This window comes from Brachybacterium aquaticum (assembly GCF_014204755.1).
Taxonomy (GTDB): domain Bacteria; phylum Actinomycetota; class Actinomycetes; order Actinomycetales; family Dermabacteraceae; genus Brachybacterium; species Brachybacterium aquaticum.
In genome coordinates this window covers 2,587,533-2,610,466 of sequence record NZ_JACHLZ010000001.1, presented here as the reverse complement: position 1 = coordinate 2,610,466, position 22,934 = coordinate 2,587,533, and the positions used below count along the sequence as shown (strand labels likewise).

Sequence of the window (22,934 nt, the reverse complement as noted above, 5' to 3'; positions counted from 1 at the left end):
GCGGGCGATCCACGCACGCGCCGGGCTCGCTCACCCCGGCCGACCACGTCCCTTCCGTATCGTTCCGGGCAGGCACGATGAGAGGACGTGCGATGGGCGCGGACAGCGCTGCACCGAAGGGCGGGAAGACGGGGATCAAGGGGCTCGCGCTGCCGAGCTGCTGAGCGCGCCCGGTGCCACCTCCACGCAGCGCAAGACGCTCCGGAAGCAGATCGACGCCCTGCGCGAGGAGATCTTCGCGGCCTACGTCATCGAGCTGGACGAGGACTCGCGGGCGGAGGGCGCGAGCAAGGGCCGAGCTCAGGGGTGGACCCGGGGCGCCGGGTATTGCGCCCCACAGCCCGCTCATGGTGAGGTGCAGGGAAGCGCAGGGGATTGCGCGCTCCGGCGCGACGGGGAGAGGGGACGCACGGTGGGGACCGGCAGGGTGGACGAGGTGACGGACTACTTCGCGCAGGTGCTCCGACGGGGCCAGCTCGAGGAGGTGACCTTCACGGACGCCTCGCCCTTCGTCGTGGCGCCCCGCGAGCAGATCACGGAGGGAGCCCTCGACGAGGAGGACACGGCCGCCCTGTTCGCCCATCACGACCGCATGGCGCCCAAGTCCAAGGGCGGAAAGGCTCGGCGGGACCCGACGATCTCCGTGGTCATCTCCCTCGCGACCCTCCCGGCCGACCGGGGCGGCACCCAGCACGGGCTGCTCCTGCTCTCGGCGACGCTGCACCGCGACGGCCGCCTGGAGCCGGACCTCGAGAGCTCCACCTCGCCCTGGATCCCGTCCGAGCGTCCGTCGTCCCCCGCGGTCACGGACCGGGAGGTGATGGTCGGATCCCTCCACGACTTCTGGGCGCACACCCGCACGGAGGTCGCCGCCGAGATCTCGCGCACCGAGACGATGCGCGGCGCCGTGCGACTGGCCGAGACGCTCTTCCGCGCGGTCTCCGGCACGACGCTCGAGGACTTCGCGGCGGAGAACGCGGACCTCTCCCGGGAGATCACGCTCAGCCGCTGCTGCGTCCAGGAGCTGGACCGGTTCAACGCGGTGGGCGGGCTGCTGCAGCTCTACGACTTCTACGAGCGCACCGGGAACGGCACGGCGCTGCTGACCCGTGCCGTCCAGGGCTGGCAGGGCACCCGTGCCGAGGAGATGAGGATCCACGACGGCGACGGGCTCCTCGAGGCCGCCCGCGCCGCATGCGGATCCATGAGCGACGGCTTCCCGCTCACCGCCTCCCAGCGCCGCGCCGTGCACGCCTTCCTGGGCAGCGAGGACGGCGAGGTCACCGCGGTGAGCGGACCTCCCGGGACCGGGAAGACCACGGTGCTGCAGTCGATCGTCGCGAACCTGCTCACACGGCGCGCACTCGACCGCGGAGCCGCCCCCGTCATCGTCGGCACCTCCACCAACAACCAGGCAGTCACCAACATCATCTCCTCCTTCTCCTCGGTCACGAAGAGGGAGCCGGGCACGCTGGACCTGCGCTGGCTGCCCGAGGCGTCGGACGGCTCCGCGACCGCGCACCCGCTGCGCTCGCTGGCCGTGTACTGCCCGGCGAAGTACAAGCTCGACGAGGCGAAGAAGCAGTTCCTGGTCGAGCAGAAGGAGCGCAGCGGCGCGTACGCCGACTACACGCAGGACACCTACCTCGCCGCCGCCCGCAACCACTTCCTCCGCCAGGTGCATCAGCACTTCGGATCGATCGCGGAGCCCTCGGAGGTGCAGGGCTGGATCCACGAGGCCCTCACCGAGGTCGACGGGTATCGCATCGCACTCCTGGAGACCATGTCCCGGCAGGGCCCGTCGGCCGCCTACGCGCGCCTCTGCGATCGCCTGGCGACCTCCGAGCACCTGCGCGGACAGGACCTGGACGCGGTGCGCGCGGCCGAGACGCTCGAGGCGCTCGACGAGGTCCTCGATCGCACCCTGCGCTATGCCGAGTTCTGGCTCGCCGTGCACTTCTTCGAGGCGCAATGGCTGCTCACCGACGACTTCCTCGAGGAGAAGGAGCGGTTCAAGACCACCCGGGACGCCGTGGACCGCTACTGGCCCCAGGCGGCGGCGCTGACGCCGTGCTTCGTCATGACCGTCTACCAGGTGCCCCGGTACTTCGGGCTCTGGACCAAGGAGGAGGAGCCGCCCCGATTCGATGCGGGGCGGATCGATCTGCTGGTCGTCGACGAGGCCGGTCAGGTCGACACCCCGCTCGGCCTGCCGATCCTCGGGCTCGCCCGCCGCGCGGTCGTGGTCGGCGACGAGAAGCAGCTCTCCCCGGTGTGGTCCCTGGACGAGGAGACCGACCGGGAGATGGCCCGCGGCGCCGGCATCCCGGAGCACACCTGGCGGGAGGACCTCCGCGAGCGCGGCCTGACCTGCTCGGCAGGCTCCAGCCTGATGCGGGTGGCGAGCCACGCCTCGCGATGGACCTACGGCGAGGCGATGCCGGGACTCCTGCTGCGCGAGCACTTCCGCTGCCATCCGGACATCATCGGGTTCTGCAACGAGCTGCTGTACGGCGGCCTGCTCGAGCCGAAGCGCCCACCGGCGAGCTCGAAGCTCCACGGTCTCCGCCCCGCCTTCGAATGGGTCGACGTCCCGCAGTCCCAGGACGCCCGGCAGGGGTCCAGCCGCGTGAACCAGGTCGAGGCCCGCACCATCGCGCGATGGATCGTCGAGAACTACGGAAGCCTCTTCGACCTCTACCACCACCAGGAGCCGGACCTGAACAAGAAGGTGCCCGACGCCGAACTGATCGGCGTGGTCACACCCTTCGCCGCCCAGGCCCGGCTCATCCTCAAGGAGATCCGCCTGGCCGTGCAGGAGGCCGGCCCCGACGCGGACCTCCCGGGAGGGCTCGCGCAGAAGATCACGGTGGGGACCGCTCATCGCCTGCAGGGCGCGGAACGGCCGGTCATCCTGTTCTCCGCGGTCTACGGCACCGCCAGCTCCCAGGCAGGCTTCATCGATGCGACGCCCGAGCTGATGAACGTCGCCGTGTCGCGGGCCAAGGACCACCTGGTCGTCTTCGCCGCCCCGAACCGGTGGGACAGCGGCCCCGTGTTCGGCACGATGGCGCAGTTCGCCCGACGCGCCGCTCCGAGCGAGACGTCGCCCCCCGACCTCGAGGACGAGCCTGCGCCCCCCGCCGTCCTCGAACCGGTGCCGCGGACCGCCGAGGAGCCCACCGAACACGAGGAGCCCACCGAGGACGAGGTGCCGCTGCGCAGCCTCACCGCCGTGATCCAGTCGTGGGACGACGCCGGCCACCTCACCGCAGAGGACGCCGACCTGAAGGCCGCGTCCCTCAACCCGCGCCTGGCCGCGATCGGACTGCTCGCCGGCGAGCCGAAGCACTGGCGACCCACCCCGCTCGCGGCCCTGCTGGGCGTGGTCGAGACCGAGCGGACAGGCGCCGGTGGGAAGCACTACACCTCCATCGAGTGCACGGGTCCGGCGCAGGAGCTGCTGCTCGCGCTCTACCGGGGAGGGAACCTCTGACGCGGTCCCTCGGCTGCCGTCAACTCCTTCGCGCCGGCGATCGTCGAGGTCTGCCAGGGAGCGATGGCGAAGGCTCCCCGCAGTTCCAGCTCCGACCCCGCGCTGACTTCCGCTGAACCCGGTCCCGACCGTGCATGACGTCGCGCGCGGGGTCTGTGGCGCCCATCACGTCACGATCAGGTCTCTGACCTGTACATATCTCGCGCTATGAACAAGCATTAGGTTCCCTTTGGGGCGTCGTGCTGGACTCTGTGCTCCCGGCTCGCCCCGACCCGGGCTCACGCCCTCTGCCCCACGAGGAGACCGCGCCATGTCCCCAGCGCCCCGTCCCACCCGCCGCCTCGCCCTCACCCTCGGGCTCTCCGTGCCCGCCGCCGCAGCGCTGGCCGCCTGCGGTGGCAGCAGCGGTAGCGGTGGCTCCGGCGCGGCGTCCGGCGAGCCGCAGCAGGGCGGCACCCTGACCTACCTCGAGCCGCAGACCTGGTCCACGCTGTACCCGCCGGCCGGCGGCTTCTACCCGAACGGCGGCGTGGTCAACAACGTCACCGATCGTCTGCTCTACCAGAACCCCGAGACGCTGACGCTGGAGCCGTGGATCGCCACCGCTCTGCCCGAGGTCAACGAGGACGCCAACCAGTACACCTTCACCCTGCGCGAGGACGCCACCTACTCGGACGGCACCCCGATCGACGCCGAGAACGTGGTGAAGAACTTCGACCTCTACGGCAAGGGCGACCCGGCACGGGCGCTGACCGTCTCCGAGGCGATCTGTGAGTCTGGATCTGGCTGGTCTGGGACTGGCCGGTCAGGATGGATGTCGGTCGTATCGAACCGGGTGTGACTCTCGAAGCAATTGGCCCGCTTGCGGTGTCTTCCCGTTGAATTGTCCGCCCGGGTCGGTGCGGCCGACACCGTCCGGCCCACCTCGGTGACCTCATCAGGAGACTGCCCGGCCCTCGGGCCGTGGCCCATCACAGATTCGCCCCGAAGTGACCTCTTCCCGGACCCGTGCCGGCCGCTTGGCGACCGTGACCATGTCCGTCTCGAAGAGAGGAGCGTCGATCGCCATGGCTATCGTCGCGCATACCCGCCCGTTCGTCATCGGCGTGGATACCCACGCCCGCAACCACGCTGTCTCGATCCTGGCCTGCCCGACGGGCGAGATTGTCGATGAGGCTCAGTTTCCCGCAACGGCAGCAGGCTTGTCACGCGCGGTGTCTTGGGTCGGGCGCCGCACCGGAGGGGACCTCGACACGCTGTGGGTGATCGAGGGCACCGGCACCTACGGCGCACGCCTTGCCCGCACTGCAGCAGACACCGGACACACCGTCGTCGAGGCCCCGCGGATGAACGCTCGGGCGAACCGCGGCATCGGCAAGTCCGACCCGCTGGATGCGCGCCGCATCGCCGCAGCAGCGCTCCCGCTGCAGCAGACGCAACTGCGTCAACCGCGCGCCGACGAAGGTATTCGCGCTGCCATAAAGGTCCTGCTGGCCTCCCGCGACCACATGAGCACCGAGCGCACCGCGACGATCAACGCGCTCACCGCGCTACTGCGCGTGGTCGACCTCGGTATCGATGCCCGCCGCCCGCTCACCGCGACCCAGATCGCCACGACCGCGGCGTGGCGCACCCGCGACGAAGAGCTCGCCACGGCCACCGCCCGTGGTGAAGCGATCCGGCTCGCCAAACGCGTCGCCGCCCTCGACGGCGAGCTCAAGGAGATCACCACGCGGATCACGGACCTGGTCCGGCAGAGCCCCGCCGGTGGCCTGCTCAACCAGCCCGGCATCGGCCCAGTCACCGCCGCCGTCGCTCTGACCGCGTGGTCACACCTGGGCCGCATTCGATCCGAGTCCGCGTTCGCCAGCCTCGCTGGAACCAGCCCCATCCCCGCGTCATCGGGCAACACCGTCCGGCACCGGATCAACCGGGGTGGCGACCGGCGCCTCAACCGAGCACTCCACATGGCCGTCGTCACCCGCATGCGAATGGACCCGCGAACCCGCGCCTACGTCGAGCGCCGTACCGCCGAAGGGCGCACCCTCCGGGAGATCCGTCGCTGCCTCAAGCGCTACCTCGCCCGCGACATCTACCGCCGCCTCAACACCGCCGCTCAGAATGAGCTCACCGGGGCTTGACAGACATAGGAGATTCAACAACTACGACCGCGGCGAGGTCGTGGACGCGACCACGGTGCGCTTCCACTTCTCCGCCCCCGCCCCGGGCTTCGCACAGGCCGTCTCCACGATCAACTCCGGCCTGCTCTCGAACGCCACGCTCGACCGCACCGGCGAGGAGTTCGGCCCCGGCAACGCGACCGACATCATCGCCTCGGGTCCGTTCACCATCGTCGAGGAGGAGATCGGCACGCGGCTGAAGCTCGCCGTCCGCGAGGACTACGCCTGGGGCCCCGCCTCCCTCGCGCACAGCGGCCGTGCCCTGCTCGACGAGATCGACATCATCGTCGCGGCGGAGTCCTCCGTCCGCGTCGGCACCGTCACCTCCCGGCAGGCCCACATCGCCCGCCAGATCGACGCGCCGGACGAGGCCCAGTTCGCCACCGATGCGCTGGCCCTGCACGCCGCGACGACCAACGGCGTGAACAACAGCCTCAACTTCCGCTTCCGCGACCCTGCTCTCGACGACGTGCGCACCCGGCAGGCGCTCATCGCCGCGATCGACCGACAGGCCATCGTGGACACCCTCTTCTCGGACAGCTATCCGCTGGCCACCGGGATCCTCGCCGCCACCGCGCTGGGCTACGTCGACACCTCCGAGAGCTACGTCCACGACCCGGCGCGGGCAGCCACGCTGCTCGACGAGGCCGGGTGGACGGCGGGAGCCGACGGCACCCGCACCAAGGACGGTCAGGCGCTGACCCTGACCTTCAACGAGGCCCTTCCGCAGCCCCGCTCCCGCGAGGTGGTCACCCTGATCCAGGAGCAGCTGGCCGAGCTGGGCATCGCCGTGGAGCTGCTCCCGGGCGACCAGGCCGCGCAGGACGCCGCCCGGGCCGAGCCCGGCACCGTGCAGGTGTACCACTCGATGGTGGGTCGGGCCGACTACGACGTGATCAAGTCCCACTTCTCCTCCGGGAACCGCAACGCCCTGCTCAACGGCTATCCCGACGGCAGCGTCGGCGACGAGGAGCTCGATGCGCTGCTGGCGCAGATCGCCTCCGTCCCGGACGAGGAAGGCCGCGCCGAGGCCTCCGCCGCCGCCCAGGCGCACCTGTCCGAGAACGCCTACGCGCTGCCGCTGTTCGAGGAGCCGCAGGTGTTCGGGTTCGTCAGCGAGGTGCAGGGCTTCGCCACCGAGTCCGTGGGACGGCCGAGCTTCTACAGCACCTGGCTCGCGGGCTGAGGGAGGGGCAATGCATTACGTGCTGCGCCGACTCGGCGGTGCGCTGCTGGTCCTGGCACTCGCGTTCACCGTGGCCTACATCCTGCTCGCGGCCCTCCCGGGAGACGCGGTGCTGGCCCGCTACGGAAACCCTGACCTCGGCCTGACCGCCGCGCAGCTCGCCGAGATCCGGGCCGCCTACGGGGCGGACCGGCCAGTGCTCCTGCAGTACCTGGACATGGCCGGCTCCTTCCTGCGCGGCGACCTCGGCTACTCCGTCCAGAGCGGAGCGGCAGTCTCTGCCCTCCTGGCCGAGGCCCTGCCCTCGACCATCGTGCTCGCTGCCCTGGGCCTCGCCCTCGCCGTGCTGATCGCGGTGGCGATCGCCTTCACCGCCACCCACGTGAGCCTGCGGTCGAGCCGCCTGACCCACGGACTGCGGGCCGCGCTGCGAGGACTGCCGCCGCTCATGGTCTCCCTGCCGGTGTTCTGGATCGGGATCATGCTGATCCAGATCTTCTCGTTCCGCCTTGGTCTGGTCCCGGTGCTGAACGCCGGTCCCGTGCAGTCACTGATCCTTCCGGTGGCGACCCTCGCGATCCCGATCGCGGCCCCGCTCGCGCAGGTGCTCATCCGCTCGATCGATGAGGTCTCCGCGCAGCCCTTCGTGGGGGTGGCCCGCGCCCGCGGAGCCTCCACCTGGCACCTGCTGTGGCACACCGTCGCTCGCAACGCCCTGCTGCCCGCGATGACCATGGCCGGGCTGCTGTTCGGCGAGCTGATCGGCGGCGCGGTCGTCACCGAGACGGTGTTCGGACGGATGGGGATCGGGCAGCTGACCGCCCAGGCCGTCGCCGCCCGCGACACCCCGGTGCTGATGGCGGTGGTGGTGCTCTCCACCGTCGTGTTCGTGCTGATCAATCTCGTGGTGGACCTGCTCTACCCGGTCCTGGACGCGAGGCTTGGACGCAGCGACCGAGCTGTCGCCCCGACGGTCCCGACCCGCGGAGCGGCGGTGGGTGCGGCATGAGCCTGCAGAGCCTCACCACCCGGCCCGTCGGCGGACCGGACACCGCTCGCACCCGACGGCGCTCACCCGCCCTGCGCCCCACGGTGCTGCTCGCGATGATGGTGCTCGCCCTTGCACTCGCCTGGGCGCTGATCCCGGCAGCGTTCACCGCCCACGACCCGACCTCCTCCGTCGGCCCTGCCCTCCAGGCACCCAGCGCGCAGCACTGGTTCGGCACCGACGCGACCGGCCGGGACGTCTTCTCCCGCGTGGTCCACGGCGCGTCCCACTCGATCACCGCGGCGCTGGTCGCCGTCGCCGTCGGGCTCGTGGTCGGCACCACGATCGGCGTCGTCGCCGGCACCGTCGGCGGCCTCATCGAGGAGGCCCTCATGCGCGTGGTCGACGTGCTGCTGGCCATCCCCGGCCTGCTGCTCTCGCTGTCGGTCGTGATCCTGCTCGGCTTCGGCACCACCAACGCTGCGATCGCGGTGGGGGTCACCTCGATCGCGACCTTCGCCCGGCTCACCCGCTCCCGCGTGCTCGAGGTGCGCCGCAGCGAGTACGTCGAAGCGGCGTTCGGCTCCGGCGGCACCCTGCCCGCGATCCTGTGGCGCCATATCCTGCCCAACTCCGCCGCACCGGTGATCGCCCTGGCCGCGCTCCAGCTCGGCTCCGCGATCCTGCAGATCTCCACCCTCGGCTTCCTCGGCTACGGTGCGCCGCCGCCCACTCCGGAATGGGGGCTGCTCATCGCCGAGGGCCGCGACTATGTCGCCACCGCCTGGTGGCTGACGTTGCTGCCCGGCCTCGTCGTCGCCGCGGTCGTGCTGTCCACCAACCGTCTCAGCGACGCCCTCGGAAAGGCGGAGCGCCCATGACCGGCCCGCACGATCCCCGTCCCGCCCCGGCACCACTGCTCGCCGTGCGCGACCTCTCGGTCACGTATCGGACCCGGCGCGGCCCCGTCGAGGCGGTGCGCGGCATCGACCTCACCCTCACCCGCGGCGGGGTCACCGCCCTGGTCGGGGAGTCCGGCTCCGGAAAGTCGTCCGCGGCCCAGGCCGTCATCGGACTGCTCGCCGACAATGGCACCGTCACCGGCGGCTCCATCACCCTCACGGGGGACGACGGCACGGCCCAGGAGCTGGTGGGGCTGCGCGAGCGGGAGTGGCGCGCCCTGCGCGGCACCCGCATCGGGCTGATCCCTCAGGACCCCACCAGCTCGCTCGATCCCGTGCGAACCGTCGGCGATGCCGTCGCCGAGCCGCTGCGGATCCACGGCTGGCGGGACCGAGACGCGATCCGCGCCCGGGTCGTGGAGCTGCTGGGTCTGGTGGGCCTGGACGATCCCGCTACCCGCGCGGGCCAGTACCCCCACGAGCTCTCCGGCGGCATGCGCCAGCGCGTGCTGATCGCCGCGGCGCTCGCCCTCGAGCCCGAGCTGCTGATCGCCGACGAGCCCACCAGCGCCCTGGACGTCACCGTCCAGGCCACCGTGCTGGACCTCATCGACGAGCTGCGCGAGGCGACCGGCGCCGGGGTCCTGCTCATCACCCATGACCTCGCCGTCGCCGCCGAACGAGCCGACACCCTGGTGGTCATGCGCGACGGCCGGGTGGAGGAGTCGGGCCCGACGGCCGAGGTGCTCGTCGCCCCGACCGCCGCATACACCCGCACCCTGCTCTCCGACGCCCCCTCGCTGCGCCGTGTCGTCGACCGCCGACCTCACCTCCCCGTCGAAGCCCAGGAGCCGCTGGTCTCCGTGCGCTCCCTGCGCCAGGAATTCGGCGGACGCAGCGGCGCGGCACCCTTCGTTGCCATCGAGGACCTCTCCTTCGACATCCCACGCGGCACGACCCACGCCCTGGTGGGGGAGTCCGGCTCCGGGAAGACCACCACCGGTCGCGCGATCGCGGGCTTCCGCACCCCCACCGCCGGCGCCATCCGGGTCGCCGACACCGAGGTCACCGCTCTGCGCGGAGGCCGCGCACTGCGCGAGTTCCGCTCCACCGTCCAGCTGGTCCACCAGAACCCCTTCGGGTCCCTCGACCCGCGCCAGACGGTCTCCGCGATCCTCGAGGAGCCGCTGCGCAACACCGGCCGCGGCGACCGGGCCGAGCGGCGCAGCGCCGCGATGCATCACCTCGATCTGGTGGCCCTGCCCGCCGAGGTCGCCACGCGCCGACCCCGCGAGCTCTCAGGCGGCCAGCGCCAGCGGGTCGCGATAGCCCGGGCCCTGATCCTCCAGCCCGACGTGGTCGTGCTCGACGAGGCGGTCTCCGCACTCGACGTCACCGTGCAGGCGCAGATCCTGCGCCTGCTGGCGCGGCTCCAGGACGAACTCGGCCTGACCTACGTGTTCATCTCCCACGACCTCGCGGTGGTGCGGCAGGTCGCCGACACCGTCTCGGTGCTGCGGCGCGGCGTGCAGGTCGAGCAGGGTGAGGTCGCCCAGGTCCTCGGCGACCGCCATCACGAGTACACCCGGCAGCTGCTCGCCGCCATCCCGGGGGCCGGGGACATCCGGCTCACCGACACCCCGCACCCCGCCGATACCCAGGAGCTCACCTCCCCATGACCAGGCCCCGTCTCGGACTGTTCACCCGCCTGCTCGAGCAGGCATCTGCCGCGGACCGCTACCGCTTCGCGCTCGAGCAGATCGGCCATGCCGAGCAGCTCGGCTTCGCCTCCGCCTGGGTCGCCCAGCACCATTTCGGCGAGCAGGAGGGCGGCCTGCCGTCCCCGTTCGTGCTGCTGGCCGCCGCGGCGGAGCGCACCTCCCGGATCGACCTCGGCACCGCCGTGGTGACCCTGCCGCTCGAGGACCCGCTGCGCGTCGCCGAGGACGCCTCCGTGCTGGACGCGCTGTCCGGCGGGCGCCTCCAGCTCGGCATCGCCGCGGGCGGCACCCCCTCCTCCTTCCCCGCCTTCGGCCTCGACTCCGCCGACCGTCGCGAATTGTTCGCCGCGAACCTGGAGGTGCTGCGCGACGCGCTCGCCGGGCGCGGGGTGCGCGGCACCGAGTCGCGCATCTACCCCGCCGCCGGGGATCTCGGCGCGCGCGTCTGGCAGGCCACCTTCTCGGCCGACGGAGGCCGCCGGGCCGGGGCCGACGGGGACGGGCTGCTGCTCTCGCGCACCCAACCCCGCCCCGCCGAGGAGCTCGACCTGCCCCTGCACGCCCTGCAGCTGCCGATCATCGAGGCGTACGAGACGTCGCTGCCCACCGGGACGGCGCCCCGCATCCTCGCCTCGCGCACCGCCCTCGTCGTCGACCCCGAGGACCGTCCCCGTGCCCTCGAGCTGGCCGAGCCCGGTCTGCGCGCCCTCGCCTCGCTCCAGCCGGGGTTCGACGCCGCCGGTGCGAGCCTCGAGCAGCTGATCATCGCGACCGACACCCACGTCGGCACCGTCGAGGAGGTCGCCGAGTCCCTCGCCGCGGACGCCGCTCTTCCCCGCGCCACCGACGTGTCCTTCCAGGTCCACTCGATCGACGCCGGCCACGAGCGCACCTTGCGCAGCCTCGAGCTGCTGGCCACCGAGGTCGCCCCGCTCGTCGGCCTCGACACCACCACCGCCCTCACCGAAGGAGTCCGCGCATGACCGCGCCCCGGGTCGATGTCATCGACCACCTCGCAGGGGAGGGGAGCGGCGGCGAGATCGCCCGCCTGCGCTCCCTGCGCCCGCAGGCCCGCGACCAGGCACAGCGCAGCTACGAGGTGCTGCTGGAACCGGAAGATCCTGGCACCGTGCCGGTGCGCGAGCGCTATGCGATCGCCGCCCACGTGGCGCGCCTGCACGGCCCCGGCCCCGCTGCGGAGCTGTACCTCGAGAACCTCCGCGACGAGGATCCTGTGCTCGCGAAGCGCATCGGTGCCGGGGAGCGGACGGGCGAGCCGCACCTCGACGCGGGCCTCGCCCACGCCGACATGCTCGTGCAGCGACCTCGCGACGCCGCCCCCGACCATCTGCGGGCGCTCGAGGCGGCAGGCTGGGACGCCGACGGCATCGTCACCCTCTCCCAGCTGATCTCCTTCCTCACCTTCCAGCTGCGCGTCGCCCACGGCCTGCGTGTCCTGGCCGAGAACCCAGCCCCTGCCCTGCGCGAGCCCGGAGAGACCCGATGAGCCGCCCCGAGACCTTCACCCAGGACAGCCTCGGCTGGACGCCGTGGCTGGAGCCGGTCCCCCGCGAGGACCTCACCCCGGAACAGCACGAGGCTCTGCTGGACGACGGCCGCCGGGCCATGCCCTACTTCCGCCTGCTCGCGAGGGACCCGCAGGCACTGCGCGCTCGCACCCTCACCGACCAGGACATCTTCTTCAACACCGAGGGCGGTGCGGGCCGGGCCGAGCGCGAGCTCGCCGCCACTGCCACCTCCCGCACCAACGGCTGCATCTACTGCGCCTCGGTCCACTCGGCCGCGGCGACCCGCGAGTCCGGACGATACGACGACGTCCAGCGCCTGCTCGATGAGGGCGTCGGCGCCGATCTCGGCTCCGAGTCGTGGAACGCGATCGCACATGCCGCCGACGCCCTGACCCATCTGCCGCTCGACTTCGGGCCGGACGAGATCGCGCGTCTGCGTGCGGCGGGCCTCGAGGATGCCGATATCGTCGACGTCATCAACGGCGCCGCCTTCTTCCACTGGGCGAATCGCCTGATGCTCTCCCTCGGAGAGCCCGAGATCCCCACCCGGAGGACGCCGCACCCATGACCACCCCTCACCTCCTGGACCACATCGTCATCGCCGGCCCCGACCTGTCCGAGCTGGTGACCTGGTTCGAGGACCTCACCGGCGTCGCCCCCGCGCCGGGCGGCACCCACCCCGTCGGCACCGCGAATGCCCTGGTCGCCCTCACCGTCGATGGCGAGCCGCGCCCGCACTACCTCGAGCTCGTCGGCCCCGACCCCGAGCGGGAGGGCGAGGAGAAGCCGAAGCTGTTCAACATCCACCGGCTGAAGAAGCCGACCCTCATCACCTACGCTGCCCACCCCGAGGGCATCGACCAGGTCGTCGAGCGCGCCCGTACGCACGGTGTCGAGCTCGGCGAGATCCAGGACCTCTCCCGACGCACCCCGGACGGCACCGAGCTGACCTGGCGCCTCACCCAGGCGCCGCCGCCGGTGAACTACGGCCTGCCCTTCCTCATCGACTGGGGCACCACCGAGCAGCCGGGCCTCGGCGAGCTGCCCTCCCTGGAGCTGGTCTCCTTCCAGCGCATCGAGGTCAAGCCCGAGCCGCTGCGCGAGGCGACCGCCGCGCTCGACCTCGGCGACGGCCTCGCCGAGATCGTCGAGGGCCCCGGCTCTCGCTTCGCGCTCACGCTGCGCACCGAGGACGGCCGCGAGATCGAGATCTGACCGGCTCGTCGCGCCGACGGGGCCGAACCCCTACGGCGCGATGTTGTAGTTCTGCCGGAACATGTTCCCCGGGTCGTAGACCTGCTTGACGTGCTGGAGGCGCCGGTAGGTCTCCTCCCCGTACGCGTCGCGGCTGAGCTCGGCGACGGGGCGGGTGTGCTCGAGCGCCCGCATGTTCACGTACTCGCCCGCGCGCTCGCCTTGCTCGAGGCGCTGGATCGCGGCGCGGGCCCGCTCCACGAGCCCGGTCCGCTCCGCGTCCTCGGCCGGGTCGTCCCACATCGCGTGCAAGGACAGCATGAACCGCGCCGCGCGGTGAGGGAACGCGGTCGCATCCTCCGCCACCCGGGCGAACGCGCCGCCGAGGTGGCGGATCTCCAGCTCGGTGCTCGTGCTGGGCAGGGCATCGGCGACGTCGAAGAGCAGGTCCAGCGCGTCCTCGTCCAGGTGCGAGAAGGAGACGTTGCGCCACACGCCCCGCGACCCCGTCGGCAGCAGGTCGTCGCGCGCGCCCTGCCAGGCCGGCCACGAGACCGGGCCGGAGACGGCGTCGTCCGGCGGGGCGGCGTGGGCGAGCCGCTCGAGGTGCTGCTCCCCGAGCTCGTGGTCCTCGCCGAGCCAGACGCTGTGGATGATCAGCCACGGATCCGCGCCGTCGTCGACGACCTGCGGGGGAGTGGTGATCTGGAGGATCGTGCCGAGATCGTCGGGCAGGTCGCGGCTCCAGCGCTCGAAGGCGACCAGCGCCCGGCGCCAGGACGGGCGACGGTAGAACAGGCTCGAGCCGAACACCGTCTCGGGCATCGCCACGGCCCGCAGCGTGAACGAGGTGACCACGCCGAAGTTCCCGCCCCCGCCGCGCAGACCCCAGAACAGGTCGCGGTGCTCCTCAGCGCTCGCGGTCACGGCGGTGCCGTTGGCCGTCATGACCTCCGCACGCTCGAGCGCATCGAGGGTGAGACCTGCCTTCCGCACCAGCCAGCCCACCCCGCCGCCGAGCGCCATCCCGGCGATCCCGGGCTCGGAGACGGTGCCGAGCGGCACGGCGAGGCCGTGCGGGGCGGTCGCCGCGTCGACGTCCGCGGCGCGGGCCCCAGGCGCGGCCGTGACCAGGCGCGTCTCCGGATCGACGGTGACCTCGCGCAGTCCGCCGAGGTCGAGGACGATCCCGTCGTCGACCGTGGAGTGCCCGGAGACGCTGTGTCCGCCGCCGCGCACCGCGAGCGGCAGGCCGGTCTCGCGCACGGCCCGCAGCACGGGGGCGACGTCGTCGGTCGAGGCTGCGCGGACGATCGCGAGGGGGTAGCGGTCGATCATCCCGTTCCACACCGCACGGGCCTCGTCGTAGTCCGGATCGCCCGGCGCGATGTACTCGCCGCCGACCTCGCTGCGCAGACGGTCCAAAGCCTCCGTCGCCTCCGGCACCCTGTCGTACACCATCGCCTGACCTCCCGACTCTCCCCGCCGGTCGCACCTGCCGTCGACGCTACAACGCGAACTCGGTGGTAATCAACGGACCTTCCGCTCGGTCGCACCGCCCCGTCGCGCAGCCCCGTCGGCGGGCCCCGTCGGCAGACCTCTCACCCCGGCCGACGCTCCGCGAGCGCCACGCTATTCGCGATCACCCGCCGCCGGTTCAGCGGGAACCACACCGCGAGCACCACGGCAGCGAGGCCCAGCAGCACCGCCGGCCCCAGGGTTGTGATCGAGTACAGCGCGTCCAGCACCCCCTCGGACTGCGCGCTGCCGCTGCGTCCGGCGGTCGCCTCGTAGCCGGTCCAGCCGAGCGTCCAGCCGGAGAGCCCGCCGGCGAGGGCCTGGCCCATCTTGCGGGCCCAGGAGTGCACGGCGTACACGGTCGCGACGGGGCGCTCGCCGGTGCGCAGCTCCTGCACGTCGATCACGTCGGAGACGACCGCCCAGATCAGCGAGTCCATCGCCGCGCAGCCCAGCATCATCAGCGCATATCCGATGGTGAACACGACCGGGCTGTCCGTGCGCACCACGAACAGCAGCAGCCCCGCGCAGGTGGAGAGGGCGAGCCCCGCGACCCCGAGCTCCTTCTTCCCGAACCTCCGCGCGAGCGCTGCGCCTGCCGTCGTCGCGATCGACAACGCGGCGGAAGAGGTCCTCGTCCCCACCCTCGCCTCCGACTCCCGTGCCGGCGTGCGGCTCGGCATGGAGCACTTCCTCGCCGCCGGGGTCGAGGTCGACACGGTGCTCGTCGAGTCCGACGGTGGCGCCGCCCCCGTGCTGCGCTCCCTGCGCCGCGCCGGGCGCACCGTGCCCGGCGATGTCGCCGTGGTCGGCTTCGACGACCGCAGGTCGCACTCGCGCTGGACCCGCCGCTCACCGCCGTGCGCCAGCCCTTCGAGCGCCTCGGCGCCGAGGCGATCGAGCTGCTGCTCGGGATCGTCGGCGGCGAGGCGGCGGAGCCCGGCAGGCGCGTGCTCGCGCCGACGCTGACCGTGCGAGAGTCGGCCGGGTGACCGACGTGTGCCCGGCCACGAGGTGATTGGGAAAATCCCAATCGGGGACGAGTCTCGCGGTATGGCGACCATCGGCGATCGAGTCCGTGCAGCGATGAGCAGCGCCGCGATACAGCAGAAGCAGCTCGCGGCGTCCGTCGGCATGACCCCTGACGCTCTGTCCCGTGCGCTGAACGGGCAGCGCGGATTCGCCGCCGTCGAGCTCGCGGACATCGCGAGGGTGCTCGACGCGGACATCCACGAGCTGATCACCGGCGAGCCGGACCCGCTCCGATTCACCCTCTCGGCGCGCCACTCCTTCGACCACGCGACCGGAGCGAGGAGCGTGGACGGAGCGGCCAGGGACGAGCCCGTGCTCGAGAACATCCGACTCGCCTACGCGCAGGCCGGGGAGATCCCGCCCAATCGGGAGCTTCCCGCCACTCCTGCCGCGGCGCGCGAGCTTCTCGGTGACGGTTTCGTCCCCGACTTCGTCCAGTGTCTGGAGGGGCTGGACGTCGACGTCGTCGTGGTCGGTGAGCTGAGCACCGCCTACACCTTCCTCGAGGGAGAGCGATCGGTCATCGCGATCCAGGCGACGGGCAATTGGTTCCACCAGAACTGGAGCCTCGCCCACGAGCTGGGCCATCTCGCCCTCGGCCATCGTGGCGTGATCGTGGAGAACGGCGGTGACGGCCGGGACGAGGCGGCGGCGAACGCCTTCGCGGCGGAGCTGCTGCTGCCGGAGCGCGAGATGGTCGCCATCGATTGGAGGTCGATCTCCCTCCCCGAGCTCGCGGATCTCGTGTGGGAGGCGGGCGTCTCCACACGGGCTCTGCGCAGTCGGATGGACACGCTGCGCCTGGAGCCGTCGGAGCGGGTGGGTGCTGCTCTCGAGCTCAAGACCCAGACCCTCCTCCGGAAGCACTGGCGGGCAACGCGTGCCGGAGACCCGATCACCGAACGCACGACGGCGGCCACGGCTCGCGCGTTCCCGGTCTGGCTCCGGGCGGCTCATCTCGACGAGATCGCCGCCGGACGCATCGGTAAGGGGACTCTCGCCTGGATGCTCGAGGTCGATCCCGAGCTCCTCCAGGTCGACGAACCCGCCCCGCCGGACCAGATCAGCGGAGCCGACCTCGAAGCGCTTCTGGGGTGACCTGACCCGTGACCGCCTCGCCGTGAGTGCGAGAAGAAGGAGCGTGACCTCGCGCTTCCCGGTCTGACGACGGCGTCGGATCAACTCCTCGGAGAACCGCTCTATCCCGAAGGCGCCGAGCATGCTGCCGTGCGCCAGTTGCGACTGCAGATGGCCCGCCCTGGCGACCACCCGGATGAGCATCTCGGCGAGGCGGAGACCATCACCATCATTCGCAGCCGGCGACTCCGCGCGCTGATCGCAACCCATGACAACGGCGCGGCTCGGTGGGCCGACCCCGTGCAATGCGTGGGCACGTGGCGGCTGGTCAAGCTCGCGCTCCGCAAGCAGTCCTGCTCCCTGGACGATGCGCTCGGGGTGTGGCAGGCGTTCGTCGATGCCGGAGGACACCCGCCGCGGGACGACCGCACCGTGCAGGAGTTCCGACAGTGGCTTGAGAGCGACTGGTAGCAGGGGAATGGGGAGCCAGGCACGTCGGCGGACTGCTCACGTCCGCAGGTGGCTTGCCCCGTTCAGGTCGAGGATCGCGCCCGAGGCCCACTGCGCCTCGGGGGAGGTGAGGTAGAGGATCGCGGCGGCGACCTCGTCGGCTGTTCCCACCCGGCCGAACGGGCTCTGCGCCCGCAGGCCGTCACCGGCCTCGCCCGCGAGCTTCTCCTGCTGACGCTCGGTGCCCACGAACCCTGGCGCGACCGACGCGACCGCGATCCCGTGCGGCGCCAGCGACAGCGCGAGCGACTGACCGAGCGCATGCAGCCCCGCCTTCGCCGCGGCGTACGCAGGCGCCGTCGGCTCCCCGCGGAACGCCCCGCGCGAACCGACGTTCACGATCACCCCGCCCTCGCCGCGCACGATCATCGACCGTGCGACCAGGTAGGACAGATTCGCCGGGGCCACCAGGTCCACGTCGAGCATCCGGGTGAAGCGCTCCTGCCAGGTCGCGAAGTCGACCTCGTCCACGGGGTGATCGGTGGTGGGGCCGGGGGCGATGCCCGCATTGTTCACGAGCACGTCGAGCCGGCCGAGCCCCTCCTCGGCCTCGCGCACCACACGCTCCGCGACCTTCGGATCGGCGAGGTCGCCCTGGATGATCAGATGCCCTTCGCCCTCGAGCAGTGACAGGGTCTCCTCGGCGGCGGCGCGGTTGTTCGCGCAGTGCACGGCCACGCGCTCACCGCGGGCGGCCAGTGCGATCGCGGTCGCCCGGCCGATGCCGCGGGATGCTCCGGTGACCAGGGCGGTCCGCATGGGGGCTCCTCGGGGTGGGGTGATGCAGATCGGGGACGTGTGCGCCGGCCAGATCGGCACAGTCTTCCGGATCAGAGCTCGAATGCGAGGCGGCTGAGTGCCCGCCGAACCTCCTTGGCGAACTGTGGGCAGTCCGCTTTTATCAGCTTGTCGTCGAGCTGGCCTGCGCCGCGCGAGCTCCAGTAGGCGAACTGGTTCCTGGTGGCCGGGAGTAGACAGTGCGGGTTCGACTCGATCACGAGCATGAAGAAGTCGTCGGCCGTGATGATCTCGTACGGCTCGTCGTCGGGGGTCTGCGTGATGTCCGCGGGATCGTTGTTGGTGAGGATCATGTCTGCCCGTGAGGCGGTCGCCGCGGCGTGGACGTGATAGTCGCCGTCATCGGTTCCGGTGAAAGGGCCGTTGCCGGGGAAGTCATCGATGGTCTCGTCGATGACATACCTGATCTTCTTCAGGCGATCCTCGAGGAGCGATCCAGGAGCCCGAGGGTTCCGCTTGCGCGAGACTCGCAGAGCTTCTACGAAGACGTCGCACGTTGAATGCAACTGAAACATGCCCTCGTTGTTCTCGCGCAGATGATGTAGCCAGTCGAGCAGGGTGCGACTGGCCAGCACATTGGCATCCACGAACACTCGTTGGGTCATGGAGCGAGCCTATTGAGTGCGAGGGTTGTCCGGGGCGACAACGACGGCATTCCTCGTGGTCGCCCCGGAGCCATGGGTCAGTCGTCGAAGAGCTCCTCGTGCTCTTCGTCGAGTGCGCGCAGTTCGTCGAAGGCTGCGCGCCGCTTCGCGGCTCGTGCATCGCGGACCCGAAGGACCTCGTCACGCTTGAAACGCGTGTGGGTGCCGACCTTGAAGGAGTCGATCTCGCCCTCCCGGGCGAGCTTCATCAGCGTGGGGCGAGAAACCCCGAGGAGATCGGCGGCGACTGTGCTGGTCAGGTGCTCGGGCATCCGCCCGATGACGACCTCACCCTCGCTGGCCACCGTCGCCAGTGCACCGAGCAGCATGTGCTGGACGCTCTCGGGGAGCTGGATCTCATTCCCCTCCGCGGTGCGCAGCACCAGCGTGGAGCCGCGCTTCACAGGGGTCGCCTGAGCGTCGGCGATCGTGGAATCGCTGATCGTGATCCGTTCTGCGGCCAGCATGGTTGCAGTCATGATGGCTCCCTTCTGGGCGCGAATCCTCGGCGCCGGTAGTGCTTGCCTCTCACTCTAGGCGAGTTGCACTTGTAACTGCAAGGCAATTGGGCGCTGGAGTGCGTGGGGTCACCACGCGTGCACCTGCGCGAACAGATCCCGCCGCTACCGCCCCCCGCCGCCCCCAGGAACTCCTCCACCACCCGCCGGAACCGCTCCGGGGCGTCGAGATGCGGGGAGTGCCCGGCGCCCTCGAACAGCTCCTCGCGCACCTCGCCGACATCGGCCGAGTACCGCCCGAGCACCTCGCGGGTCTGGGCCATGATCGGCTGCGGGGGAGCGACGTCCTCGCCGGGCCAGCCGGGGATGATGCCGTGCTTGCCGAGGGTGTGCAGGTCGAAGAAGGACTCGTCGCCCACGATCGCGTCCACGCTGCCGTGCACCCACAGGATCGCGGGCTTGTTAAGCAGGTCGACGATGCCGGTGAGGTCCAGGCGCACGCCGCTCATCGTGTTCAGCACGTCGCGGCCGCCGGCGCCGAAGCCTGGCCACGACTCGGAGGGCGCGCCGTCGCGGGGATAGTTGTCCTCCCCGGTCCTCGTGGACAGCATCGACTCGACCCACAGGTTCTCGTGGTCGTCGCTGAACCCGGGGGCGACGTAGGAGCTGCGGAACACAATGCGGGGGCTCGCCCCGGACTCGTCCGAGCTGTCCCCGTCGGCCAGGCGCTGGTCGAACTCGGCGTTCACGCCGGACCCGCCCGTCCCTGCCCCGTCGACCGACCCCGCCGCCGATGCGCACGTCCAGGCCGCCCGCGAGCTCCTTCGCCCGCGCGAGAGCGTCGGACGGGGAGGCGTTCAGGAGGTGGAAGGTCGTGTCGCCGACCTCGAGCGGCTCCCTCTCATGATGGGTGAGCACCACGACGGGGGTGTGGAAGGGCGGGTCCTCGCCCCACCAGCCGCGCCAGCCGTCGTCCGTCCACGGCCCGCGGGCCGGTCGGCCGACGGGATCCCATCGTGCGCCCCCGTCGGCCGGATGTCACCACGCCCGCGCCCGGAGATTCCCGCGACCCCCGCGGACGCGACGACGGCGGCCCCCGCGAGGGGAGCCGCCGTCGTGCCGCGCGCGCCGGAGCGGCGCGGAGTCACCGCTTGGTCAGCGTCGGGTCACTTGTTGTCGCCCTTGAGGCCGTCGACCGCGCCCTTGACGGTGTTCTTCGCGTCGTCGAGCTTGTCCTTGAGATCGGCCTTGCCCTGCTGGACCTGGCCCTCGGTCTCGGTCTCCTTGTCGCCGGTCAGCTTGCCGAAGCCCTCCTTGGTCTTGCCGCCCAGCTTGTCAGCGTTGTTCTCGAACTTCTCATCGGTGCTCATGGAGCCTCCTTCGTCGTCGTTCGCACACAGGTGCCTGTGAAGCCCCGACCCTACGCCGGACACCTGTCCAGCGCCTGACCTTCCGGTCAACACCGTCCGGAGGGATAGTGGGTGGATCCTGGACCGCGGTCGTGCCCGCGTCGCGGGACGTGTACCCTCCCAGCCATGCAGCACCGTTGGCAGGTCTATGCGAAGTCGGCTCCGGAGGGGCCGGCCGCCGTCTAGCGCCACCAGCACCCTCCAGAGCCGACAAGGGCAGAGCACAGATGCTCTGCCCTTCGCCATTCCCGGCGGGCTCTGCACAGCGGGTCCGCCCCTACCCCAGGACAGGACCCATGACCCTTCTCGCAGCATCCCCCACCGCATCCCCCACTGCCGACCGCCACGTCGCGAGCGTCACCGCGCTGCCCGCCCCGGCCGAGCTCCTCGCCGAGATGCCCCTCGAGCCGGCCGACGCCGCGCAGGTCGCCGCCCACCGCGAGCAGATCCGCGACGTGCTCGACGGTCTGGACGACCGCCTGCTCGTCGTCGTCGGCCCCTGCTCGATCCACGACCCCGAGGCGGGACTGGACTACGCCCGGCGCCTCGCCGCGCTGAAGGCCGAGCTGCAGGACGACCTGCTGCTGGTGATGCGCACCTACTTCGAGAAGCCGCGCACCACCGTGGGCTGGAAGGGCCTGATCAACGACCCCCGCCTCGACGGCTCCCACGACATCGCCGCCGGGCTGCGCACCGCCCGCGCCTTCCTGCGCGACGTCACCGCGCTCGGCCTGCCCTGCGCCACCGAGTTCCTCGAGCCGACCAGCCCGCAGTACATCGCGGACCTGATCAGCTGGGGCGCGATCGGGGCGCGCACCACCGAGAGCCAGATCCACCGCCAGCTCGCCTCGGGCCTGTCCATGCCGATCGGGTTCAAGAACGGCACCGACGGCGGGATCCAGGTGGCGCTGGACGCGATCGGCGCCGCCTCCGCCCCGCAGTCCTTCCTCGGGATCGACGCCGACGGACGCGCCGCGCTCGTCTCGACCACCGGCAACCCCGACCTCTCCCTGATCCTGCGCGGCGGGGCCGACGGGCCGAACTGCGGTCCCGAGCACGTGCGCCTCGCGGCGGACCGTCTCGTGGCCGACGGGCGCACCCCGCGCCTGGTCGTCGACGCCTCGCACGGCAACTCCGGCAAGGACCACCTGCGACAGGCCGAGGTCGCCGTGGAGCTCGCCGAGCAGGTCGCCTCCGACGGCGCCGCGCTCGCCGGGATCATGCTCGAGAGCAACCTCCTCGCCGGTGCGCAGAAGCTGGATGTGGCCGAGGGCCCGGCGGGTCTGGTACGCGGCCGCTCGGTGACCGATGCGTGCATGGGCTGGGACGCGACCGTGGACGTGCTGCGCGCCCTCGCTGCGGGGGCGCGGCGCCGCCGGGCGGGGGCGGGGAGTGACCGGGCGGGTGACGAGCCGCGGGAGTGAAGGGGCGCAGGGGTGACGAGCCGCAGGGAATACCCCGCGGAGCGGCGGCGTTCCCTCCACCCCGCCCGCGACCCGAGGAGACCCCATCACCGCATCCACCGCTGCCTCCATCCCCACGGCCACCACGGCTCTTCCCTCCCTCACCGAGCAGGCGGAGCGCCTGATCGCGCTCGGGATCCATGAGATCGCGGGGCTCGACGCCGACGCGCTCCGCGCCGCCGCCGAGCGTCTGGGCACCGACCTGCCCTTGACGGTCGCGGCCGACGGGGCCGAGGGACATCGGTCGGACACGCTGCTCGCCCTCGACCCGGGCCTGGTCCCGGCCTCTGCGCTCGCCCCGCTGATGCGTCGCGGCGAGAAGGGCTCGGCAGCGAGGAACACCGGAGGGAAGGGCTCGGGAGAGAAGGAGGGGTTCGTCGTCGAGGACATGACCGACGTGGACGACTTCGCCCCCGTCGGCCTCGAGCTGCCCGGATCACCGGTCTACCTGGTCACCGGCATCGATCGCGGCGACGAGTTCGAGAACGACTCCCCGGCCGAGGCGCTCGAGGCTCTCACCGCCCGCGAGCGCACCCCGCTGCTTCTCACCGAGGGGCTGTACTGGGTGCTGCAGCAGCCGGCTGTGCTCGAGCGCAACCACTGCTTCATGACGATCGGCTCGCGCAAGCGCAAGCCCGGCCGCACGCTGAAGGACGGCTCCGAGAAGCCCGGTCCGCTGGACTCCCGGACTCCGGCGCTGTGGATCTCGAACGGCACCGGCCGCGACGGCGCCGCCCGCAAGGACGCCCCGAAGCTCGGCTGGTGCTGGTGGAACAACCGCCACACGTGGCTGGGGATCGCGTCGGCCGCGGACCGCGTCGGCTGAGTG

Annotated in this window: 22 protein-coding genes and 3 pseudogenes; 17 read left to right on the top strand and 8 right to left on the bottom strand. The window is 71.6% G+C overall.

What is annotated here, in order from left to right; all coding sequences use genetic code 11:
• Positions 1-412 precede the first annotated feature (412 nt).
• The 11 genes and pseudogenes from HNR70_RS11680 to HNR70_RS11630 all read left to right on the top strand — a co-directional run bounded on the left by HNR70_RS11680 (position 413) and on the right by HNR70_RS11630 (position 13,217).
• Positions 413-3,496 (top strand): DEAD/DEAH box helicase, encoded by a 3,084-nt coding sequence (locus tag HNR70_RS11680; protein WP_184325816.1) that lies wholly within the window; start codon positions 413-415, stop codon positions 3,494-3,496.
• A 310-nt stretch (positions 3,497-3,806) separates the two neighbouring features.
• Positions 3,807-4,265, top strand: a pseudogene (locus HNR70_RS11675) (ABC transporter substrate-binding protein); the annotation flags it as partial.
• A 298-nt stretch (positions 4,266-4,563) separates the two neighbouring features.
• Complete coding sequence (locus HNR70_RS11670; protein ID WP_184325815.1) at positions 4,564-5,637, top strand: IS110 family RNA-guided transposase; 1,074 nt, start codon at positions 4,564-4,566, stop codon at positions 5,635-5,637.
• Positions 5,618-6,862, top strand: a complete 1,245-nt coding sequence (locus HNR70_RS11665) for a TIGR04028 family ABC transporter substrate-binding protein (RefSeq protein ID WP_312857647.1) — start codon at positions 5,618-5,620, stop codon at positions 6,860-6,862. The genes HNR70_RS11670 and HNR70_RS11665 overlap by 20 nt, the downstream gene beginning before the upstream one ends.
• A 10-nt stretch (positions 6,863-6,872) precedes the next feature.
• Complete coding sequence (locus tag HNR70_RS11660; RefSeq protein WP_184325814.1) at positions 6,873-7,871, top strand: ABC transporter permease; 999 nt, start codon at positions 6,873-6,875, stop codon at positions 7,869-7,871.
• Positions 7,868-8,731 carry an ABC transporter permease gene (locus HNR70_RS11655; protein WP_184325813.1) on the top strand — a complete coding sequence of 288 codons (864 nt, stop codon included), beginning with the start codon at positions 7,868-7,870 and terminating at the stop codon, positions 8,729-8,731. Before HNR70_RS11660 ends, HNR70_RS11655 begins: the two co-directional genes overlap by 4 nt.
• Positions 8,728-10,431, top strand: a complete 1,704-nt coding sequence (locus HNR70_RS11650) for a dipeptide ABC transporter ATP-binding protein (protein WP_184325812.1) — start codon at positions 8,728-8,730, stop codon at positions 10,429-10,431. Before HNR70_RS11655 ends, HNR70_RS11650 begins: the two co-directional genes overlap by 4 nt.
• Positions 10,428-11,456, top strand: a complete 1,029-nt coding sequence (locus HNR70_RS11645) for a putative FMN-dependent luciferase-like monooxygenase (RefSeq protein WP_184325811.1) — start codon at positions 10,428-10,430, stop codon at positions 11,454-11,456. The genes HNR70_RS11650 and HNR70_RS11645 overlap by 4 nt, the downstream gene beginning before the upstream one ends.
• Positions 11,453-11,980: a CMD domain-containing protein gene (locus HNR70_RS11640; RefSeq protein WP_184325810.1), complete on the top strand. Its 528-nt coding sequence runs from the start codon at positions 11,453-11,455 to the stop codon at positions 11,978-11,980. Before HNR70_RS11645 ends, HNR70_RS11640 begins: the two co-directional genes overlap by 4 nt.
• Positions 11,977-12,570: an alkylhydroperoxidase domain protein gene (locus HNR70_RS11635; protein WP_184325809.1), complete on the top strand. Its 594-nt coding sequence runs from the start codon at positions 11,977-11,979 to the stop codon at positions 12,568-12,570. The genes HNR70_RS11640 and HNR70_RS11635 overlap by 4 nt, the downstream gene beginning before the upstream one ends.
• Positions 12,567-13,217 (top strand): VOC family protein, encoded by a 651-nt coding sequence (locus HNR70_RS11630; RefSeq protein ID WP_184325808.1) that lies wholly within the window; start codon positions 12,567-12,569, stop codon positions 13,215-13,217. Before HNR70_RS11635 ends, HNR70_RS11630 begins: the two co-directional genes overlap by 4 nt.
• 30 nt (positions 13,218-13,247) lie before the next feature.
• Here HNR70_RS11630 and HNR70_RS11625 read toward each other — a convergent pair whose 3' ends face one another.
• Positions 13,248-14,657, bottom strand: a complete 1,410-nt coding sequence (locus tag HNR70_RS11625; RefSeq protein ID WP_184325807.1) for an FAD-binding oxidoreductase — start codon at positions 14,655-14,657, stop codon at positions 13,248-13,250.
• A gap of 140 nt (positions 14,658-14,797) precedes the next feature.
• On the bottom strand, positions 14,798-15,331 hold the full coding sequence (locus HNR70_RS11620) for an MFS transporter (RefSeq protein ID WP_184325806.1): 534 nt from the start codon (positions 15,329-15,331) through the stop codon (positions 14,798-14,800).
• A 64-nt stretch (positions 15,332-15,395) separates the two neighbouring features.
• Here HNR70_RS11620 and HNR70_RS16580 point away from each other — a divergent pair.
• From HNR70_RS16580 to HNR70_RS11605, 4 genes and pseudogenes are all read left to right on the top strand, one after another.
• A pseudogene (locus HNR70_RS16580) lies at positions 15,396-15,530 on the top strand (substrate-binding domain-containing protein); the annotation flags it as partial.
• Between the two features lie 23 nt (positions 15,531-15,553).
• Positions 15,554-15,706 (top strand): substrate-binding domain-containing protein, encoded by a 153-nt coding sequence (locus HNR70_RS16250; protein WP_281383265.1) that lies wholly within the window; start codon positions 15,554-15,556, stop codon positions 15,704-15,706.
• 61 nt (positions 15,707-15,767) lie between these two features.
• Positions 15,768-16,844 (top strand): helix-turn-helix domain-containing protein, encoded by a 1,077-nt coding sequence (locus HNR70_RS11610; RefSeq protein WP_184325805.1) that lies wholly within the window; start codon positions 15,768-15,770, stop codon positions 16,842-16,844.
• 129 nt (positions 16,845-16,973) lie between these two features.
• The gene (locus tag HNR70_RS11605; RefSeq protein ID WP_184325804.1) at positions 16,974-17,294 is read left to right on the top strand and encodes a hypothetical protein; all 321 of its coding nucleotides are present in this window, start codon (positions 16,974-16,976) and stop codon (positions 17,292-17,294) included.
• 36 nt (positions 17,295-17,330) lie between these two features.
• Here the strand turns inward: HNR70_RS11605 and HNR70_RS11600 are convergent, their stop codons facing one another.
• From HNR70_RS11600 to HNR70_RS11580, 6 genes and pseudogenes are all read right to left on the bottom strand, one after another.
• Positions 17,331-18,092 carry an SDR family NAD(P)-dependent oxidoreductase gene (locus HNR70_RS11600; RefSeq protein WP_184325803.1) on the bottom strand — a complete coding sequence of 254 codons (762 nt, stop codon included), beginning with the start codon at positions 18,090-18,092 and terminating at the stop codon, positions 17,331-17,333.
• Positions 18,093-18,163: 71 nt separating this feature from the next.
• Positions 18,164-18,736: a PIN domain-containing protein gene (locus tag HNR70_RS11595; RefSeq protein WP_184325802.1), complete on the bottom strand. Its 573-nt coding sequence runs from the start codon at positions 18,734-18,736 to the stop codon at positions 18,164-18,166.
• Between the two features lie 77 nt (positions 18,737-18,813).
• Positions 18,814-19,242 (bottom strand): helix-turn-helix domain-containing protein, encoded by a 429-nt coding sequence (locus HNR70_RS11590; RefSeq protein WP_246375208.1) that lies wholly within the window; start codon positions 19,240-19,242, stop codon positions 18,814-18,816.
• A gap of 8 nt (positions 19,243-19,250) precedes the next feature.
• Positions 19,251-19,982: an alpha/beta fold hydrolase gene (locus HNR70_RS11585; protein WP_184325800.1), complete on the bottom strand. Its 732-nt coding sequence runs from the start codon at positions 19,980-19,982 to the stop codon at positions 19,251-19,253.
• A 34-nt stretch (positions 19,983-20,016) separates the two neighbouring features.
• Positions 20,017-20,229, bottom strand: a pseudogene (locus HNR70_RS15930) (dihydrofolate reductase family protein); the annotation flags it as partial.
• 170 nt (positions 20,230-20,399) lie between these two features.
• Positions 20,400-20,603, bottom strand: a complete 204-nt coding sequence (locus HNR70_RS11580; protein WP_184325799.1) for a CsbD family protein — start codon at positions 20,601-20,603, stop codon at positions 20,400-20,402.
• Between the two features lie 335 nt (positions 20,604-20,938).
• Here HNR70_RS11580 and HNR70_RS11575 point away from each other — a divergent pair, with 335 nt between their 5' ends.
• Complete coding sequence (locus HNR70_RS11575) at positions 20,939-22,066, top strand: 3-deoxy-7-phosphoheptulonate synthase (protein ID WP_184325798.1); 1,128 nt, start codon at positions 20,939-20,941, stop codon at positions 22,064-22,066.
• 85 nt (positions 22,067-22,151) lie between these two features.
• Entirely contained in the window at positions 22,152-22,931 is a 780-nt protein-coding gene (locus tag HNR70_RS11570) for a DUF5701 family protein (RefSeq protein ID WP_312857712.1), read from the top strand.
• The last annotated feature ends 3 nt before the right edge of the window (positions 22,932-22,934 follow it).